Annotated in this window: 15 protein-coding genes; 7 read left to right on the top strand and 8 right to left on the bottom strand. The window is 74.4% G+C overall.

What is annotated here, in order from left to right:
• Window positions 1-48: 48 nt before the first annotated feature.
• On the bottom strand, window positions 49-1,296 hold the full coding sequence (locus KZQ38_RS11105; RefSeq protein ID WP_219440879.1) for a cation:proton antiporter: 1,248 nt from the start codon (window positions 1,294-1,296) through the stop codon (window positions 49-51).
• Between the two features lie 634 nt (window positions 1,297-1,930).
• On the opposite strand from KZQ38_RS11105, the gene KZQ38_RS11100 reads away from it, so the two are divergent.
• A complete protein-coding gene (locus KZQ38_RS11100; RefSeq protein ID WP_219440877.1) occupies window positions 1,931-2,443 on the top strand; it encodes a MarR family winged helix-turn-helix transcriptional regulator in 513 nt (170 codons plus the stop codon).
• 40 nt (window positions 2,444-2,483) lie between these two features.
• Here the strand turns inward: KZQ38_RS11100 and KZQ38_RS11095 are convergent, their stop codons facing one another.
• The gene (locus KZQ38_RS11095; protein WP_219440876.1) at window positions 2,484-3,365 is read right to left on the bottom strand and encodes a fibronectin type III domain-containing protein; all 882 of its coding nucleotides are present in this window, start codon (window positions 3,363-3,365) and stop codon (window positions 2,484-2,486) included.
• A gap of 142 nt (window positions 3,366-3,507) precedes the next feature.
• On the opposite strand from KZQ38_RS11095, the gene KZQ38_RS11090 reads away from it, so the two are divergent.
• The 5 genes from KZQ38_RS11090 (at window position 3,508) to KZQ38_RS11070 (ending at window position 9,563) form a co-directional block, all read left to right on the top strand.
• Window positions 3,508-4,443: a GNAT family N-acetyltransferase gene (locus tag KZQ38_RS11090; protein ID WP_308258345.1), complete on the top strand. Its 936-nt coding sequence runs from the start codon at window positions 3,508-3,510 to the stop codon at window positions 4,441-4,443.
• Window positions 4,444-4,619: 176 nt separating this feature from the next.
• Window positions 4,620-6,302, top strand: a complete 1,683-nt coding sequence (locus KZQ38_RS11085) for a DEAD/DEAH box helicase (RefSeq protein ID WP_219440872.1) — start codon at window positions 4,620-4,622, stop codon at window positions 6,300-6,302.
• 82 nt (window positions 6,303-6,384) lie between these two features.
• Complete coding sequence (locus KZQ38_RS11080) at window positions 6,385-7,110, top strand: DUF1684 domain-containing protein (protein WP_219440870.1); 726 nt, start codon at window positions 6,385-6,387, stop codon at window positions 7,108-7,110.
• 41 nt (window positions 7,111-7,151) lie between these two features.
• Window positions 7,152-8,582, top strand: a complete 1,431-nt coding sequence (locus tag KZQ38_RS11075) for a pyridoxal phosphate-dependent decarboxylase family protein (RefSeq protein ID WP_219440868.1) — start codon at window positions 7,152-7,154, stop codon at window positions 8,580-8,582.
• A 9-nt stretch (window positions 8,583-8,591) separates the two neighbouring features.
• Window positions 8,592-9,563: a P1 family peptidase gene (locus tag KZQ38_RS11070; protein WP_219440866.1), complete on the top strand. Its 972-nt coding sequence runs from the start codon at window positions 8,592-8,594 to the stop codon at window positions 9,561-9,563.
• On the opposite strand, the gene KZQ38_RS11065 is transcribed toward KZQ38_RS11070, so the two are convergent.
• From KZQ38_RS11065 to KZQ38_RS11055, 3 genes are all read right to left on the bottom strand, one after another.
• A complete protein-coding gene (locus KZQ38_RS11065; RefSeq protein ID WP_219440864.1) occupies window positions 9,515-12,718 on the bottom strand; it encodes a tetratricopeptide repeat protein in 3,204 nt (1,067 codons plus the stop codon). The genes KZQ38_RS11070 and KZQ38_RS11065 overlap by 49 nt on opposite strands.
• Before the next feature lie 137 nt (window positions 12,719-12,855).
• Window positions 12,856-13,479: a DJ-1/PfpI family protein gene (locus KZQ38_RS11060; RefSeq protein WP_219440861.1), complete on the bottom strand. Its 624-nt coding sequence runs from the start codon at window positions 13,477-13,479 to the stop codon at window positions 12,856-12,858.
• A 13-nt stretch (window positions 13,480-13,492) separates the two neighbouring features.
• Window positions 13,493-14,446, bottom strand: a complete 954-nt coding sequence (locus tag KZQ38_RS11055; RefSeq protein ID WP_219440859.1) for a GlxA family transcriptional regulator — start codon at window positions 14,444-14,446, stop codon at window positions 13,493-13,495.
• Window positions 14,447-14,523: 77 nt separating this feature from the next.
• Here KZQ38_RS11055 and KZQ38_RS11050 point away from each other — a divergent pair, with 77 nt between their 5' ends.
• The gene (locus KZQ38_RS11050; RefSeq protein ID WP_219440858.1) at window positions 14,524-15,276 is read left to right on the top strand and encodes an aminotransferase class IV; all 753 of its coding nucleotides are present in this window, start codon (window positions 14,524-14,526) and stop codon (window positions 15,274-15,276) included.
• Between the two features lie 273 nt (window positions 15,277-15,549).
• Here the strand turns inward: KZQ38_RS11050 and KZQ38_RS11045 are convergent, their stop codons facing one another.
• The 3 genes from KZQ38_RS11045 to KZQ38_RS11035 form a co-directional block, all read right to left on the bottom strand.
• Window positions 15,550-16,008, bottom strand: coding sequence for a hypothetical protein (locus KZQ38_RS11045; RefSeq protein WP_219440856.1), 459 nt, complete (start codon window positions 16,006-16,008; stop codon window positions 15,550-15,552).
• Between the two features lie 421 nt (window positions 16,009-16,429).
• On the bottom strand, window positions 16,430-16,879 hold the full coding sequence (locus KZQ38_RS11040) for an Lrp/AsnC family transcriptional regulator (protein ID WP_219440854.1): 450 nt from the start codon (window positions 16,877-16,879) through the stop codon (window positions 16,430-16,432).
• Entirely contained in the window at window positions 16,876-18,006 is a 1,131-nt protein-coding gene (locus KZQ38_RS11035; protein ID WP_219440852.1) for a M24 family metallopeptidase, read from the bottom strand. Before KZQ38_RS11035 ends, KZQ38_RS11040 begins: the two co-directional genes overlap by 4 nt.
• Between the last annotated feature and the right edge of the window lie 36 nt (window positions 18,007-18,042).

Genomic DNA, 18,042 nt, shown 5'->3' with positions numbered 1-18,042 from the left:
ACGCGACGAGGCGGCCCGGCGGGGTGCACCCCGCCGGGCCGGCGGGCCCTAGCCGCGGCGGCGCGGGACCGCGGGCGGCCGGGGTGCGAGGGGTGCGCGGCGCTCCACCAGGGACAGCAGGGGTCCGGTCATCGCGGTGGTGAACAAGGCCATCACCACGAGGGCGAAGAACAGCCCGACGGGCAGCAACCCGGCGCTGTACCCGGCCTGGAGCACGACGATCTCGGTCAGGCCGCGGGTGTTCATCAGGATGCCGATGACGAGCGCCGTGCGGCGGTCCTGGCGGCCGAGCCGCGCGCCGAGGTAGCTGCCGCCGACCTTGCCGACGACGGCGAGCACGATGGCCAGCAGCATCGCGAGCCACGGGATGTCGGCACGCGGCGCGTTCGCCAGCCCGAAACCCGCGACGACGAAGAACACCGGCACCAGCAGTCGACCGAAGCGCATCAGGGGTCGCACGACGGCCGTCCACGGACCGGCCGGCAACGCGAGGCCGATCACGAACGCGCCGAACACGGCGGTCATCCCCCAGTGCTCGAACGCGAACGCGGCGAGCAGCGCCAAGGCGGCGACGGCCACCGCCGTCGACTTCGGGAAGCGCTGTGCGGCGGAGGTGGCGGTGCGGCGGCGCAGCAGCAGCCGGCCGGTCACGGTCGCCGCGATGCCGAGCACGAGCAGCACGAGCGACACCAGGACGCCGCCGTTGATGCCGACCGCGACGACCAGCAGCAGCCACGCGGCGGAGTCGGTGACCACGGCGGCGGCCATGGAGAGCCTGCCCGGCGGGGTGTCCACCATCCGCCGGTCCTCCAGGATGCGGGCCAGCACCGGTACCGCGGTCACGCTGAACGCCACCGCGACCATGAGCACCAGGGCCGGCGCGGGCGCGGTGCCGCGCAGGTCGGGGCCGGCGGCGAACAACACCCAGGCCGCCATCGTGAGACCGGTCAGCAGGGCGGGCACGAACGACCCGACGGTGACCCAGCCGACGGCCTTCGCCCCGAGACCGGACTCGCCGTGCCGCAGTTCGTGCGCCACGCCGACCAGGAACAGCACGAGGCCGATCTCGCCGATGACCTTGAGCGATCCGACGACACCCGTCGGCAGGACCGCGGCGAGCCCGCCCGGACCGGCCGCGGCGAGCACGACGGGCACGGTCAGGATGCCCGCCAGGATCTCGCCGATGACCTCGGGCTGGCGGACGGCACGCGCAACCAGGCGCCCGAGGTGGGCGGCCAACAACACCACCGCCAGCACCAGCACCACGTGGCCCGTTCGGAGCAGCAGGTCGGTCATGACCGCGCCCCCCGGTGCCCGCTGGTGGGCCGATGCCTGCCCAGGGACAGCGCCCGGCTGCCCGCGAAGTTCGCAAACCGTTGGGACAAGGCGGTTTCCTTCCTGCTCGGTGGGTCCGCTACCGCGTGGTCGGGTGGCCGACCGGAGATCCGGACACGTCGTCCAGGGTCGGTCGACGCGGCGTGGGGTCCGCCACGTCGACTCCGGCTTCCCGAAGCGCGTTCGCCCCGGTGACCGCGCCCCCGGCGTTCGGGGTGGTCCGCGGGGTTGAGGCCGGGTGCGAGGTGCGCGGAGTGCCCGCTGGGCGCGGGGCGGTGCGGTGTTCCCGGGGAGCGCGAACCGGAACGATCGGTGGGGAGATCCATCCGCCTGCCCTGCTCTCGTCGCACCCGTGCGCCTCGCCGAGGTCGCACACCCGTCCGGCTGCCCTCCACTTAGGACTGCGCGGCGCGCGGTGTCGTCTCCTCCGGTGCCGCGTTGCGCCCGGCTTGGGCCGACCGGGCGAACGGGGGCGCGTCGCGATGCCACCCCCGACACCGGAATCGGCTCCGCCCCGCCCCGACCGGAGTGGCCGCTTCGGTTCTCCGCACCTGCTTGCGAGATCCGGAAGTACGTAATAAAGTATTACTTCACTATGAATGAAGTAGATGAACAGGGCATGCTCTACACACCCTCCGTCCGCGCCGCCATGACGCACTTCACCGGCGGCGGCGACACGCTCGCCGTCGAAGCCGCCGCCGCCGTCCGCACCGCCGCCACCACCGTGGAACGCCTGCGCTCCCGCGGTTCCGACAGCCGCGGTCTGAGTTCCGGCGCGCTCGACCTGCTGATCCGGCTCAGCGTCGCGGGCACGACCGGCCTGAGCGTCGGGGAACTCGCCGCCGCGGCGGGCGTGAGCCCGCGCAACGCCACCGGCCTGCTGGACACCCTGGAACGGGACGGCCTCGCCGAACGCGTGCCGCACGAGAGCGACCGCCGCTCGGTCCGCGCCCGGATCACCGCGGCGGGCGAGGAGTGGGTCACGGCGTTCCGGCGGCCGTCCGAGGTCGCGATGAACGCGTTGTTCCGCGGGTTCACCGCCGACGAGCTGGGCCTGCTGCGCCACCTGTGCCTCAAGCTCGCGGACAACGCCGAACGCGTCGCCTGAGCCGCCGCCCGAGCCGGCACGCGGCTCGGGCGGCGGTGGCTCACCGGGACGCGGTCGTGAAGACCAGGCCCCGGCTCGGCGGGGACCGGTAGCCGTGCACGTCCCGGGTCACGACCTTCACCCGGTGCTGGCTCTCCGCCGCCAGGCCCGTGAGTTCGACCTGCTTGTCCGGGACGTAGGCGACCTGCTGCCCGTCCACGAACACCTCGTAGCCCGCGGTCTCGAACCACCACGGCACCGCGTGCCACGCCAGGGTCGCGGTGGTCGGCGACGTGGCCGTGATCCGCAACTCGGTCGGCCGGAACGGCCGTTCGAGGATGATGCCGTCCACCGACAGGCTCCCCACCAGGGTGTCCTGACCGGGTTCGGGCACGCAGGTCGACTCGACGCGCCCGCGCGGTGTCCCGTCCGGCAGCTCCGGCCGCAGCACCAGCTCCAGCCCGCCCAGCCGGACCTCGTGCCCGCCCTCCCGGTTGAGGCGTAGCGCCGGGAAGCCGCCCGCCGCGCGCAGCTCCGGCACGCCCGACCCGATCCGGGTCGGGGCGAAGGTCAGGTCCGCCGTGGTCGTCCGGTCACCGCTCGGGCCGGTGATGCGCGCGTCGAGCTTCGCGGTGCTGTCGCCGTCCAGGCGCAGCCCGCCCGCGCCCAGTGCCCGCTGGTCGCCGCCGAGCACCAGGTCCACGTCGATGAACGTGTCGGTGCCGAACGGCACGCTGTTCGGCTTCCACGGCACGTCGTCGGGCAGGCCGACCGTGACCCGCGCCCGCACCGCGATGTCCTGACCGCCCGGCAGCGCGCACCGGTAGGTCAGACCCACCTCGACCGGAGCGGCCACCGCCGGCGGTGCGACGGCCACGCCGCCCAGCAACGCCGCGGCGAGCGATGCGACGAGCAGGCGCGGCGTTCGATTGGTTCCACGCATGGGACATCCCCCTTCCCTGTTGCGAGAAGTGCGCCCACCGCAGGATGCCACGGGTGCCGCGGGCGCGGCCCCGACCGACTTCGGTCCGGCACACCGGAAACCGGGGTGCGGTCGGCCGGTGCCGTGGTGTGTCATCGGCGGCGTGACGATCAGGTTGACCACACCGGGGACGAACGAGCTGCGCGTGGCGGTGGACGCGCTGCGGGAGTGGCAGCACCCCGACGCGCCGATGCAACTGCACCCCGGCGACCTGGGCTGGTTCCGGCGCTTCGGCGAGGCGGCGGCGGCCTCGGCGGTGCGGACCTGGAGCCGGGACGGGCGGGTGCTCGCGGTCGGCCTGCTGGACGGTCCCGACCTGCTGCGGCTCACGACGGCGCCGGACGCCCGGCGGGACGGGGAGTTGGCGCACCGCATCGCCCACGACGTGGGCGAGCCGGCTCGCGGCGTGCTGCCCGGGGGCGAGGTGTTCATCGAAGCGCCGGCGGACGCGTTGCTCCACGACGTGCTGGGCGAGCACGGCTGGCAGGACGACGAGCCGTGGACACCCCTGCGCCTCGACCTCGCGGACCCGGTGCCCGACCCCGGCGTGCGGGTCGAGGTGGTCGGACCGGCGGGTGCGGGCACGCGGGCCGCCGTGCAGCGGGCGGCGTTCGACGGGTCGACGTTCACCGACGGGCACTGGCACGCGATGGCCGCCGGGCCGACCTACGCCGACGCGCGGTGCCTGCTCGCACGTGACGACCGGGGTGAGGCGGTGGCGGTGGCGACCGTGTGGTCGGCTGGTCCGGGCAAGCCGGGCCTGCTCGAACCGATGGGCGTGCACCGGGAGCACCGCGGTCACGGCCACGGCCGGGCGATCACCGCCGCCGCGGCCGGTGTGCTGCGGGCGATGGGCGCGTCGAGCGCGGTCGTCTGCACGCCGAGCCGCAACACCGCCGCGGCCGGTGTGCTGCGGGCGATGGGCGCGTCGAGCGCGGTCGTCTGCACGCCGAGCCGCAACACCGCCGCGGTCGCCACCTACCGGTCGGCGGGCTTCCGACCGCTCCCCGAGGTCCGGGACCGCCGCCGCGACGCCTGATCAGCCGCACCCGGCGACATTTCCTTTCCGCCATAGCCGATCACGGCGCTCATTTCCCGCGGTTCGGGAGAATCGCGGGAAATGGGGCCGTGATCGGAATCACGAATGCGGTGGCGAACGGGTGGCGGAGCACCCCTCGCCGAGCGGTTCACGGGCGATCAGCGAAACTTGACCCCATGACCGCCGACGCGCCCGACGACGACAGGACCAGCTTCGCCGACCTCGGGCTCCGCCCCGAACTGCTGCGGGCGCTCTCCGGACTCGGCTACGAGGAACCCACCCCCATCCAGCGGGAGGCCATCCCGCCGCTGGCCACCGGCCGCGACCTGCTCGGCCAGGCCGCGACCGGCACCGGCAAGACCGCCGCGTTCGCCCTGCCCGTGCTGGAGCGCATGGCGGCGGGCGGGCGCACCGACCCCGAGCCGTTCGCGCTCGTGCTGGTGCCCACCCGCGAACTGGCCGTGCAGGTGTCCGAGGCGGTGCACCGCTACGGCCGCGAGCTGGGCGCGCGGGTGCTCCCGATCTACGGCGGCCAGCCCATCGGGCGGCAGCTGCGCGTGCTGGAGCAGGGCGTGGACGTCGTCGTGGCCACGCCCGGCCGGGCCGTGGACCACCTCAACCGGGGCACGCTCAAGCTGGAGAAGCTGGAGGTCGTCGTCCTCGACGAGGCCGACGAGATGCTGGACATGGGCTTCGCCGAGGACCTGGACGCGATCCTCGCCGAGACCCCGCCGCAGCGGCAGACCGTGTTGTTCTCCGCGACCATGCCGCCCCGCATCGACCGCCTGGCCCGCCAGCACCTCACCGACCCGGTGCGCATCACCATCGGCCGCGAGCAGACCGAGCCGGGCGAGGCGCCACGCGTGCGGCAGAGCGCGTACGTCGTGCCGCGTGCCCACAAGCCCGCCGCCCTCGGTCGCGTGCTGGACGTGGAGGCGCCCACCGCGGCCATCGTGTTCTGCCGCACCCGCGACGAGGTCGACCAGCTCACCGAAACCCTCAACGGCCGCGGTTACCGCGCGGAGTCCCTGCACGGCGGCATCAGCCAGGAGCAGCGCGACCGGGTCATGGCGCGGCTGCGCAACGGCACCGCCGACCTGCTCGTGGCGACCGACGTGGCGGCCCGCGGCCTGGACGTCGAGCAGTTGACGCACGTCGTGAACTACAACGTGCCGTCCGCGCCGGAGTCCTACGTGCACCGCATCGGGCGCGTCGGCCGGGCCGGCCGCGAAGGTGTCGCGATCACCCTGGCCGAGCCGCGCGAGCACGGGATGCTCAAGACCATCGAGCGCGTCACCAAGCAGCGCATCCAGGTGGAGAAGGTGCCCACCGTCGCGGACCTGCGTGCCCGGCGGCTGGAGCTGACCCGCGCGGCGTTGCACGAGAGCCTGCTGGAGGACGACCTGGAGGGCTTCCGGGTCGTGGTGGAGACGCTGGCCGACGAGTTCGACGTCATGGAGATCGCCCTCGCGGCCGTGAAGCTCGCCCACGAGTCCAGTGGCGCGGCGGCCGACGAGGAGGAGGAGATCCCCGAGTACACGCCGCGCCCGGACCGCCGCGGCGGCACCGGCGGCGAACCGCGCCGCGAGCGCAAGCCGCGCCGCCCCACGGCGGGCATGACCCGGCTGTTCGTCGGCGCGGGCCGCAGCGCGGGCATCCGGCCGCAGGACCTGGTGGGCGCGATCGCGGGCGAGGCCCGGCTGCACGGCCGCGAGATCGGCGCGATCGAGATCGCCGACCGGTTCTCCCTGGTGGAGGTGCCGGACGGGGCCGCGCAGCAGGTGATCGCCGCCCTGCGCGGCGCGACCATCAAGGGCCGCAAGGTGACCGTGCGGCGGGAGCGCGACGACCACCGCTGACCCGATCAGCATGTGGACGCGGTGGTGCCCCTCGCCCGACCGTGGTTGATTCGCCGTCGTACGAACCCGAGGGAGGACGGCGATGACCGGGACGTTGGCGGCGGAGTGGGCGGCGTGGCACGGCGAGCGCGAGGAGGCCCTGCGTGACCCGCACGGCTGGCTCAGCGTGACCGCGCTGCACTGGCTGGACGCCACGCCCCGCACGTTCCCGGACGTGCCGGGCGAGTGGAGCACGGACGGCACGTCGGCCCACGACGGCACCGCCGAACACGTGCTCGCCGAGGCGGCCTCGACGCTGGTCGACGGCGCGCACGGCGTGCGGGTGGAGGTCCTGCTGCGCTCCGGCCGCTACGGGCTCCGGGTGCGCGACCCGCGCCACCCGGACCTGGCCGCCTTCACCGGCGTGCCCGCGTTCGAGGTGCGGCCGGAGTGGGTGGTGGACGCGGAGTTCGAGGCGTTCGCCGCACCGCGGCCCGTCGTGGTGGGCGCGGCCCGCGACGGGCTGGAGCACCACCTCGCGGCGGTGGGCGTGGCCCGGTTCGCGCTCGGCGGCACGCCGCAGGAACTGCTGCTGCACGCGTCCGGCGACGAGGTGCAGGCCCTGTTCCACGACCCGACCAACGGCGACACCACCGCGCGGTGGCGGGTGCTGACCGCGCCGAAGCCCGCGGCCGGCCGCGTGCGGCTGGACTTCAACCGGGCGTTGAACCTGCCGTCCGCCTTCACGCCCTACGGCACCTGCCCCGTGCCGCCGCCGGGCAACGTGCTCACGGCGCCGGTCGAAGCGGGCGAGCGCCGGTTCCGCTGAAGCCGCTCCACCACGCCGCACCGGGCGTCTACCCTGCCCCAATGGGTGATCCACTGACCGCTCGGGACGACGCCGCCGAGGCGCTGGGGATGGTGGCGCGCGCCGCCGGGCCGTACCTGGCCGCGCTGCCGCACCAGCCGGTGCGCGACCGGACGCACGCCCACCTGCTCAAGGAACTCGACGGGCCGTTGCCGGAGGACGGCGACGGCACCATGACGGCGGTGTCGGACCTGCTGCGGATCGGCACGCGGGCGGCCACCCACTCGTCCGGGCCGCGGTTCTTCCACTTCGTGGTCGGCGGCGCGACGCCCGCCGCGCAGGCGGGCGACTGGGTCACCTCCCTGCTGGACCAGGCGGCGGGCCTGTGGCTGACCTCGCCGCTGGCCGCGCAGGCCGAGACGACCGTGCTGCGGTGGCTCAAGGAGATGTTCGGGCTGCCCGCCGGCCACGGCGGCGTGCTCACCCCGAGCGCCACCTTCGCGAACCTCACCGGGCTGGCGTGCGCCCGGCACTGGTGGGCGGGCAGGCACGGCGTGGACGTGACGGCGGACGGGTTGGCCGGGCTGCCCCGGATGCCCGTGTTCTCCAGCGGGTACGTGCACGCGAGCAGCCGCAAGGCGCTCCAGCTGCTGGGGCTGGGCCGCGACACCGTGCGGACCGTCACCCGGGACGACGCGGGCCGCCTCGACGTGGCCGCGCTGGACCGCCTGCTGGCCGACACGGGTCCGGCGGTGCTGATCGCCAACGCGGGCGAGGTCAACGCGGGTGATTTCGACCCGGTGGACGAGATGGCCGACCTGGCGCGGCGGCACGGCGCGTGGCTGCACGTGGACGGCGCGTTCGGGTTGTTCGCGGCGTTGTCCCCGCACACCGCGCACCTGGTGCGTGGCATCGAGCGTGCCGATTCGCTGGCCGCCGACGGGCACAAGTGGCTGAACGTGCCGTACGAGAGCGGGTTCGCCTTCGTGCGGGAACCGTCCGCGCTCGGCCGCGCCTTCGGCTCGTGGAACGCCGCGTACCTGCCCGAGCCGGACGACGAGTTCATCAACTACAACAACCTGGGCCCCGAGTCGTCGCGCCGGGCGCGGGCGCTGCCGATCTGGGCGACGCTGCGCGCGTACGGGCGCTCCGGGCACCGCGCGATGGTGGAGCGGCACCGCGACCTGGCGGTCCGGCTCGGCGACGCCGTGCGCGACTCCGCCGACCTGGAGCTGCTCGCCCCGGTGAACCTGTTCGTGGTGTGCTTCCGGTACCGGCCGCCGGGCGTGCCCAAGGCGGACCTGGACGAGCTGAACCGGCGGCTCGGCGAGGAGCTGGTGGCGGACGGCCGCGTGTACGCGGGCACCACCACGTACCGGGGCGTGGTGGCGTTGCGGCCGGCGATCGTGAACTGGCGGACCACGGCCGACGACATCGACCTGCTGGTGTCGGTGGTGCGGGAGATCGGCGGCCGGTTGGTGGACCGGACGTAGCATCGGGCCGTGCGCAACGCGATCACCGACGTGCCGGGCGTGCTGGTCGGGCACGCCACCCGGATCGGCGGCGGTGCGCTGACCGGCGTCACCGCCGTCCTCCTGCCGCCCGGCACGACGTGCGCGGTGGACGTCCGGGGCGGAGCGCCCGCGACGCGGGACACCGCCGCCCTGGACGCCCGCCACGGCGGCCGGGAGGCGCGGGGGCTGCTGCTCACCGGCGGCTCGGCCTACGGGCTGGCGGCGGCCGACGGCGCGGCCCGCGTCCTGGGCACGCCGGTGCCCGCCGCCGCGTTGTTCGACCTCGGCCGGGGCGGTGACTTCCACGCCCACCCGACACCCGACCTCGGCGCGGAAGCCGTGCGCGCGGCGGGTTCCGAGGTGGCGCAGGGCAACGTCGGCGCGGGCACGGGCGCGCTCAACGCGGCCCTGAAGGGCGGTACCGGCACGGCGAGCGCCGCACTCGGCGGCGGCGTGGTGGTCGGCGCGATCGCGGCGCTCAACGCGGCGGGGCGGTCCGTCGACCCGGTCACCGGCCTGCCGTTCGCCGCGCCGCTCGGCCTGCCCGGCGAGTTCCCGGCGGCGGCGGGCGACGACCTGGCGAAACCGCTGCCCGTCTTCCGCCGCCCGTTCAACACGGTGATCGGCGTGGTCGCGACCAACGCGCGGCTGCCCGCGACGTACGCGCTGGCCGCCGCGGGCCAGGACGGGCTGGCCCTGGCCGTGCGCCCCGCCCACGGGCTGCCGGACGGCGACGCGGTGTTCGCCGCGTCCACCGGGACCCACGACGCGCCAACGGGAACCGTGCTCGCGGCGGCCCGGCACGTGTTCGCGCGGGCCCTGGCGCACGGCCTGTTCGCCGCCGAGTCCGTGACCACGCCGTGGGGCCACCTCACCGCGTACCGCGAGCACTACCCGCGCACCGGCGCGAACTACCCGACGGCGGCCCGCACCCGGTTCGCGGACGGCACCGAGATGTAGTGCTCCAGCGCGAGCACACCGGCCGTGGTGCGGTCCAGCTCGCGGGCGAACGCGACGATCTCGTGGTCGACGCGGTCCATCAGCCACGCCAGCAACACCACCACGACGTCGGCCAGCACGCCCACCTGGAACGGCATCCCGTCCCGGTCGCCGGTGGTCACCGCGTGCGCGAAATCCGTCATGCCGCGCTCGGTCAGCTCGCGGGGACCGGTCTCGATGGCCCGCTTCATGGAGTCCACCACCAGCGGGACGACCGACGACCACGTGTCGTGCGAGGCGAGTTCGCAGATCAGGCCGCCGCACAGGGCCGTGGTCCAGAGCGCGCCCGGGTCACCGGCGCGGACCGCGCCCACCGCCAGGTTCGGCAGCAGCGCCGCGCCCTGCCGCCACTCCCCCTTGGCCACCAGCAGCTCCACGGCGTGCCGGTAGTGCTCCAGCGCCTGCGCGTGCTCACCGCGCGCCGTCAGCACGCGGCCCAGCTCGTCCAGGCACGTCGCCAGGTCCGCGGGTGCCAGCCGCTCGGCCAGCGCCACGCCGGCGATCGCCCGGTCGCGTGCGGCGGCCAGGTCCCCGAGGTCGCGGTGGCAACCGACGAGTTCCCGCACCGCCGCCAGCTCCGACCGCACGTCGCCCGCCACGCGGAACAGCTCCGCGGCACGCGCACCGGCCTCGACCGCGCCGGCCGGGTCGCCCGCCCGGCGCAGCCGCACGCACTCCGCCAGCTTGAACGCGGCCTGCCGCGGCCGGTCCGCCAGTTCCACCGCGAGGTCGTGCCCCTCGGCGGCGTACCGCGCCGCCGCCTCGTGGTCGTCACCGCTCAGCTCACCCAGCACGCCGATCGCCTCCATCAGCCGGGCTCGGCCACCGCTCGCCCGGAACGCGTCCCGCGCCTCCAGCGCGGCCTGCCGCGCCTCCTCCGGTCTGCCCCGGTGGGCGAGCAGCCGCGCCATGCGCAGCAGCACGTCCGCCCGGTCCCGGCACGCCTCGCCCCACCCCACGCACCGTTCGAAGTCCGCCAACGCCTCGTCGTATTCCCCGCGCTCCTCGTGCCGCGCACCGGTCAACCGGTGCCGACGCGCCCACCGCGCGCCCACCTCGGCCGCGGGGAGGTCGAGCGCGGGCAGCACGTCGTCCAGCCGCGCCAGCAACGCCGCCGCCTCGACGTCGTCGTCCGCCACCGCCAGCCCGTCCAGCAGCGCGTCCGCGTACGCCGGGTGATCCGTCGCGCCCGCCCGCTCGGCGGCGGCACGTGCCGCGGCCATCGCCCGGCGCAGCACCGGCCGGCGTGCCTCGCCGACGTCCGCACCCGCCAGCAGCGCCGCCGCGGTGAGCGCCGCCGCACCGTCCGTTGTGGACCGGTCACGCCACTCGTCCAGCCGGCCGTTGACCGTGCCCGCGTACAGGTAGGCCCGCTCGACGCCGCCCGGCGTGCCGGTGCCGACCACGGCGTGCGCGGCGGGCAGCTCCTCGGTGGTCAGCCGCCGCAGGACCGTGCGCGCGAAGCCGGCGGCGAGGTTCGGCGGGATCGGCCACAGCGCGCCCACGTAGCCGCGCGCGCCCGCCCGGCCGAACTCCCGGGCCAGGTCCGTCCACGAGCGACACGAGTTGTTGAACACGATCGGCCGGTGCGGCAGGTGCGGCGGCTCCGACAGCTCCTCGTCACCCAGCACGATCCCGTCGCCGTCGTGGGTGTTGAAGAAGACCAGCTCCACCGGCAGGGCGGCGGCCAGCTCGCGCAACGCGTCGACCGACGCGTCCGCGCCGGACAGCACCACGGGGTGCGTGAAGTGCCCGATGTGGCCGGTCGGCCCGTCCACCACCCGGTGCGGGTCGGTGTCGAACACCAGGCTGAACGCGCCGGGCGACCGGGCCGCACCGGCGGCGTGCAGCTCGGTCAGCACCACCGGGGTCGGGTCCGCCACGACGTGCCCGATGGGTTTTCGGGCCCAGTTCCCGCTTTCGGTCCGCACGAACGGGTACGGCAGACCGGTGGTGAACGCGGTGAGCCGCCGGTCGCCGACCTCGGCCACAGCCGTTGCCGGCACCTGCGCGGTCACCACCGCCTCGACCTCCGCGTAGGGGTCGTGATCACCGGTGGACAGGTAGCGCCACAGGGCTTCCACGAACCCGATGCCCTTCACCGCGTCGCCGATGGCACGTGCGGCGGCGGCGACCCGTTCCTGTTCCTGCGCCACGACACGGCGCACGTCGGCCAGGTCGGGTGGCGGTGTGATCACCAGGCGTGCGTCCCGGTGGTGCGCGTAGCAGGCGGCGACCAACGCGTCGACCGTGCCGTGGTCCTCCACCAGCACGGCTTCGCCGCCGTTCGGGTTGTGCTCGGCGAACGGCAGGTCCGGCGCGTCGGGCGTGAACCGCAGCGGTCGGCCCAACCGCAACGCCGTGAACAGGGCGGCGGTCGGGTCGACGGCCGGCGGCACGTCCAGCGGCTCCGGCTCACCGGCGCGCAACGCCCGCCACGCCGCGGTGGTCGACCCGGGGTCGTCGGTGAGCCGGACCCGGGTCATGCCGTCGAACAGCTCGGCGCTCGCGGGGTCCGGTTCGCACAGGAACGCCGCCCGGCGCACGCCCGTCGCGGCCAGCAACCCGGCCAGCCGCGGGTGGTGGCCGCCGTCCACTCCGGACACCGGCGGAACGATCGGCACAACCGGCGTGAACCGGTCCGCGGGCAGGCACGACACCACGACCGCCGCCGCCCGCACCTGGTCCGGCCGGCAGACGACCACCGTGTCACCGACGCCGAACAGCGGCGTGCTGACCACCGCCAGCGTCAGCTCGCCGGGCCCCGCCGGGAACCGCACCTCCGCCCCACCGGGCACGGCGGCGACCGGTGCCGCACTCGCCACGTGCAGCACGACCTCGTCGGGCAGGGTGAACGCCACCCCGTCCGCGGTCGCCACCCCCGACGCGCCGACGTCGAGCCGCCACCACGCGGGTGAGGGAAGCTCGAACCGCAGGCGCAGCTCCGCGCGGATCGCCGACCCGGAGCGCTCCTCCGTGAGGTCCCGCGTGCTGTGGCCCGCCGTGCCGTGCTCCGCGAGCACCAACGGCGGCTTGCCGTGCACGTCGAGCAGCACGGCGCGGAGCAGCCCCGCCTCGAAGCGGAACCGGATCCCGTGCGGGGCACCGACGTCCACTGGCTCACAACCCTTGCTGCGACGAGTCCACCGGGATGGTGGTGGCGCGCAGAAACTACGCCACCGCGGCGGTCTGTCGACACGACATCCCGGTGGCACACCAGGTTGTTACCCGCCCCACCCCCGTGGTTCGCCCCTCAGGTCCGCATCAGCGAGCGGGCCAGGGCGACCATCTCGGGCGGGGCGGTCTCCGGCGAGCCCGAGTCGTACGGCGGCTCCGGCGCGTACTCCACCGCGAGCTGCGTGAACCGCGCCCGGTCGTCGCCCCAGATCAACCCCACCAGGGTGAGCGCCATGTCGATCCCGGCCGACACACCCGCCGCCGTGATCACGTCACCGTCACGCACCACCCGGTCCGTGCGCACCACCGCGCCCCGCGCGGCCAACGCGTCCCGCACCGCCCAGTGCGTGGTGGCGGGCCGCCCGTCGAGGATGCCCGCCTCCGCGAGCAACGTGGACCCGGTGCACACGGACGTCGTCCACGTCGCGGTCGGGTGCACCGCGCGCAGCCACCGCGCCACCACGCCATCGGCGAGCGGGGCCTGCCACGTGCCGCTGCCCGGCACCACGACCACGTCCGGGCGGTCCACCTCGTCGAACGTCGCGCTCGGCGTGATCACCAGGCCCGCGTCCGCCGTCACCGGGTCGCGGGTCGCCGCCACGAACCGCACGCGCACGCCCTCCTGGTGGCCGAGCACCTCGTACGGACCGATCAGGTCCAGCGCCGTCAGGTTCGGGTACAGCACAAAAGCCAGTTCCACCGGTCTTCCCCTCTCACGCCACTCCGGTCGTGCGAAAACGGTCGCGGTACCCGCCCGGCGTCACGCCGAGCACCCGCAGGAACGCGCGGCGCATGGTCTCCGCCGAGCCGAAACCACTGCGCCGGGCCACCACGTCCAGGCCCTCGTCGCCGGACTCCAACGCACCCGCCGCCGCCTCCACCCGCGCCCGCTCCACGTACCGGGCGGGCGGCACGCCCACCCGGCGCGGGAACACGCGGGCGAAGTGCCGCGGGCTCATCGCCGCCCGCCGGGCCATCAGGTCGACGGTCCACGGCGCGGCCGGGTCCTCGGCGATGGCGTCGAGCAACGCGCGCAGGCCGGGTTCGCGCACCGGCGGCACCCGCGCGCGGACGCTGAACTGCGACTGGCCACCGGGCCGCTGCATGAACACCACCAGCCAGCGCGCCACCAGCCGCGCCAGGGCGGCGTCGTGGTCCTGCTCCAGCAACGCCAGCGCCAGGTCGATGCCCGCGGTGACACCGGCCGACGTCGCCACCCGCCCGTCGCACACGTAGATCGCGTCGGGCACCACCTCCAGCGACGGGTGCTCGGCGGCGAGCCGCGCGCAGTACGCCCAGTGGGTCGTGACCCGCGCGCCAGCCAGCAGCCCGGCCGCCGCGAGCGGGAACGTGCCGGTGCACACCGACGCCACCCGTCGCGAGCCCGAGGCCAGTCGCCGCAGGTGCTCCGCCAGCTCCACGTCCCGCGCGGCTTCCTCGAACCCGTGCCCGCCGACCACGACCAGCGTGTCCACCGGCCCGGTCACGTCACGCAGGTCCTCGGCGGCGAGCCGCACGCCCGACGCGTCGAAGTCACCGCCCACGGCCGCGATCCGCACCCGGTAGCCGCCACGAGCCTTGGCCGCCGCGCCGAACACGTCCGCGGGTCCGGCGACGTCGAGCAACGCGGCACCCGGGAAGCCGACGATCAACACCTCGCGTTCCACTCCTCCACCCTCCCCACGCCGCACGGCCGGCGGCAACGACCCGTGACCCTCGGTTCCTGCCACGCTACGGTCGACCGGTGCTGAGGTTGGAGATCGACGGCCGTACGGCCACGGCCGAGCAGTTGGCGCCCGCCGCGCTCGGCAACTACGGGCACTTCACGGCGATGCAGGTGCGCGACCGCCGGGTGCGGGGGCTGGACCGGCACCTGCGCCGCCTGGACGCGGCGCACCGGGAGCTGTACGGGGCGGGGTTGGACGGCACGCGGGTGCGGGAGCTGCTGTCCCACGCGCTCGCCGACGACGTCCGCGACGCGTCCGTGCGGATCGTCGTGTTCGGGCCGGAGGAGCCGGCCGTGCTGGTGGCGGTGCGCGAACCCCACACGCCGCCCGCCACGCCGCAACGCCTGGTGTCGGTGGACTACCAGCGCCCGCTGCCGCACGTGAAGCACCTCGGCGGGTTCGGGCAGAGCCTGCACCGCAACCGCGCGCAGGCCGCCGGTTACGACGACGCGCTGCTCACCACGCGCGACGGCGTCGTGGTGGAATCGTCCATCGCCAACATCGGGTTCTTCGACGACACGGGCGTCGTGTGGGCGGACGCGGACTGGCTGCACGGCATCACCATGCAGGTGCTGGAAAGCGTGCTGCCGGGGCGGCGGGCCGTGGTGCGGTTGGCGGACCTGCGTGATTACCGGGGGGCGTTCCTCACCAATTCCATCGGTGTCGTGCCGGTCGCCGGCGTGGACGACGTGGAGTTCGAAGTGGATGACGAGGCCGTGGCACGGGTGCACGCGGCTTACGACGCGGTCCCGTGGGACCTGGTTGAGTGATTTCGGAAAATCCCGCCGACCGGCGCGGTGGCCGGTCGGCGGGACTCGGTTCAACGACCGCGATTCCCGATCACCTGGTTCTCCCCGGATTTTCCGCCGGGGAGAACCGGTGTTCGCCGGGCACGGGCCGCTCCCCGTGTTCCGGGGTGGCCCGCAGTGGCAACGGGTGGCCGGTGCACCTCACCCGAGGGCCCGGCTCCCGTGCCCTACCGGTGGCACCCTTGGTTGGCGTCACCGCGCAGCGGTGGGGCCGGGTACCTCCGACGGGGACGCTCAGCGACGGCGGTGGTTGCCGGCCTCGGTCTCGATGTCGCCGCCCTGGGCGCTGCTGACCAGCGTGCCGTGGCCGCCCACGCCGTCGTCGTTGTGGCCCGCGCCGTTGCCGTTGCCGCCGGCGCAGTTGTTGATGCCGTTCTGCTCGTTGGTCTCGGTGACCGTCGTGGTGTCGCCGTTGTGACCACCCAGCAGGTTGATCTCCGGGAGGGTCACGGCCGGCTCGATGTCCTGCGCCTGGATCGGCACCTGGACGAGCGCGATGGGCACCTGGACCTGAGGCTTGGTGACCGTGACGCACTGCGCGACGTTGTTGAGCGCACCGTCGGCCACGCTGATGTCGTTGAGACCGATGAGCGAGTTCTTCTGGGTGACCTTGTTGGGCGCCAGGTCGTGGTGGCCCTCGACCTCACCGGCGGAGGCCATGCCCGCGCCGCCGATCATGAACATGCTGGCCACCCCGGCACACACGATACCGGCTTTCTTCAACACTGTAGGTTTCTCCTTTGGATTCCTGCGGACGCCCGACAATCCCTGGCGATCACACTCAGGTGTCGAACCACCGAGAGGTTATCGGTGAAGATCCCGCTAAACGAGTCGAATAACCACATTGAGGCGGCACGTCACCCTATTTAGTGATTTTCGCTATCGTCACGGTAATCATCACGCGCAGGACCCATACCGGTAAGCGCAGTTCAGCTGGGATGGAGGCCAAGCGGAGTGGATTCCACCTGGCAACCTCGACCACTTGATCACCCGTTCGGTGACACGGGAGCCACTTTCGGGGATTGCGGTGCGCACACAGCACCCCCGGCTTGATCAACCACAGAACGCGATGAGGGGGGAGCGCACGGCGTGCGCTCCCCCCTCATCGGGTGCTCTAGACGGCCGGTGGGCGGTCTTCGTACGGCGTGGACAACACCACGGTGGTACGCGTCGACACGTTCGCCACCTCGCGGATCTGCCGCAGCAGCTCCTCCAGGGCGGCCGGCGACGCCACCCGGACGCGCAGGACGTACGAGGCGTCCCCCGCGACCGAGTAGCACGCCTCGATCTGCGGCAGGTGCTCCAGCCGCTTCGGGTAGTCGTCCGGAGCCGCCGGGTCGATCGGGGTGAGCGAGATGAACGCGGTCAGCGGCAGGCCGACCTCGGCCCCGTCCAGCCGCGCGGCGTAGCCGCGGACCACGCCGCGCTGCTCCAGCCGCCGCACCCGCTGGTGCACGGCCGACACGCTCAGGCCCACCCGCTCGGCGAGGTCGGTGAAGCTGCACCGGCCGTCCGCCGCCAGTTCGCGCAGGATCGCCCGGTCGATCGGCTCCAGGTTGGTCACGCGGGCAGCACCACCAGTTCGTGGGGTCGGTTGTTGACGGACTCGACGCCGTCCTCCGTGGCGATCACGATGTCCTCGATCCGCGCGCCCCACCGGCCCGGGAGGTAGATGCCGGGCTCCACGCTGAACGCCATGCCCGCCTCCAGCGGCAGGTCGTTGCCGCCCACGATGTAGGGCTCCTCGTGCACGTCCAGCCCGATGCCGTGGCCGGTGCGGTGCACGAAGTTCTCGCCGAAGCCCGCGTCCGCGATGACCTCGCGGGCGGCGGCGTCCACGGCCTCGCAGGTCACGCCCGGCTTGACCGCCTCGACGGCCGCCCGCTGCGCGGCCTGGAGGACGGCGTAGGTGTCCCACACGTCCTTGTCGCGCGGCTCGCCCAGCACGTACGTCCGGGTGGAGTCGGAGTTGTAGCCCTCGGCCACCGGGCCGCCGATGTCGACCACCACCACGTCACCGGCCTCGATCACCCGGTCGGAGAGGCTGTGGTGCGGCGAGGCGCCGTTCGGGCCGGAGCCGACGATGACGAACTCCGCCAGCTCGTGGCCCTCGGCCACGATGGCGGCGGCGATGTCCGCGCCCACCTCGGCCTCGGTGCGACCCGGCCGCAGCCACTCGCCGACCCGCGCGTGGACGCGGTCGATCGCCGCGCCCGCCTTGCGCAGCGCCGCGACCTCGGCGGCGTCCTTGCGCATCCGCAGCTCGCGCAGGACCGGGCCGGCCAGCACCTGCTCGCCGCCGATCGCGGCACGCAGCCGCAGGTTGTGCAGTGCCGGCATCATGTCCGCGACGGCGACCCGGCCGGTGCCCTTGAGGGCCTTGCGGACCAGGGCGTACGGGTCCTCGCCGTCCACCCACGTGGCCACGTCGACACCGAGGTCCCCGGTCGGGACGCCCGCGTAGCCCGGCTGCTCCAGCTTCGGCACCACCAGCACGGGCGTGCCGCCGACCGGCAGCACCAGGCAGGTCAGGCGCTCGAACGACGAGCCGCCCGCGCCGATCAGGTAGCGCAGGTCCGAGCCGGGGGTGATCAGCAGGGCGTCCACTCCGGCGGCGGTGGCCGCGGTGGCGGCCTTGTCCAGCCGCGCGCGGAGGGCTTCCACGTCAATGGGTCCAACATGGGTCGACATGCTTGCTGAGCCTAGTCCTGCCGGTGCCCCCGCACG

This window comes from Saccharothrix obliqua, from assembly GCF_019375475.1.
Lineage (GTDB): Bacteria > Actinomycetota > Actinomycetes > Mycobacteriales > Pseudonocardiaceae > Actinosynnema > Actinosynnema obliqua.
Note: the sequence above shows the minus strand (reverse complement) of the source record. Positions and strands in the feature narration are given on the sequence as shown.

Bases quoted from the DNA above. Each gene is read 5' to 3' on its own strand.
- KZQ38_RS11075 (WP_219440868.1), top strand. From the start codon at position 7,152: ATGGGTGATCCACTGACCGCTCGGGACGACGCCGCCGAGGCGCTGGGG.
- KZQ38_RS11105 (WP_219440879.1), bottom strand. From the start codon at position 1,296: ATGACCGACCTGCTGCTCCGAACGGGCCACGTGGTGCTGGTGCTGGCG.
- KZQ38_RS11080 (WP_219440870.1), top strand. From the start codon at position 6,385: ATGACCGGGACGTTGGCGGCGGAGTGGGCGGCGTGGCACGGCGAGCGC.
- KZQ38_RS11035 (WP_219440852.1), bottom strand. From the start codon at position 18,006: ATGTCGACCCATGTTGGACCCATTGACGTGGAAGCCCTCCGCGCGCGG.
- KZQ38_RS11095 (WP_219440876.1), bottom strand. From the start codon at position 3,365: ATGCGTGGAACCAATCGAACGCCGCGCCTGCTCGTCGCATCGCTCGCC.
- KZQ38_RS11085 (WP_219440872.1), top strand. From the start codon at position 4,620: ATGACCGCCGACGCGCCCGACGACGACAGGACCAGCTTCGCCGACCTC.
- KZQ38_RS11100 (WP_219440877.1), top strand. From the start codon at position 1,931: ATGAATGAAGTAGATGAACAGGGCATGCTCTACACACCCTCCGTCCGC.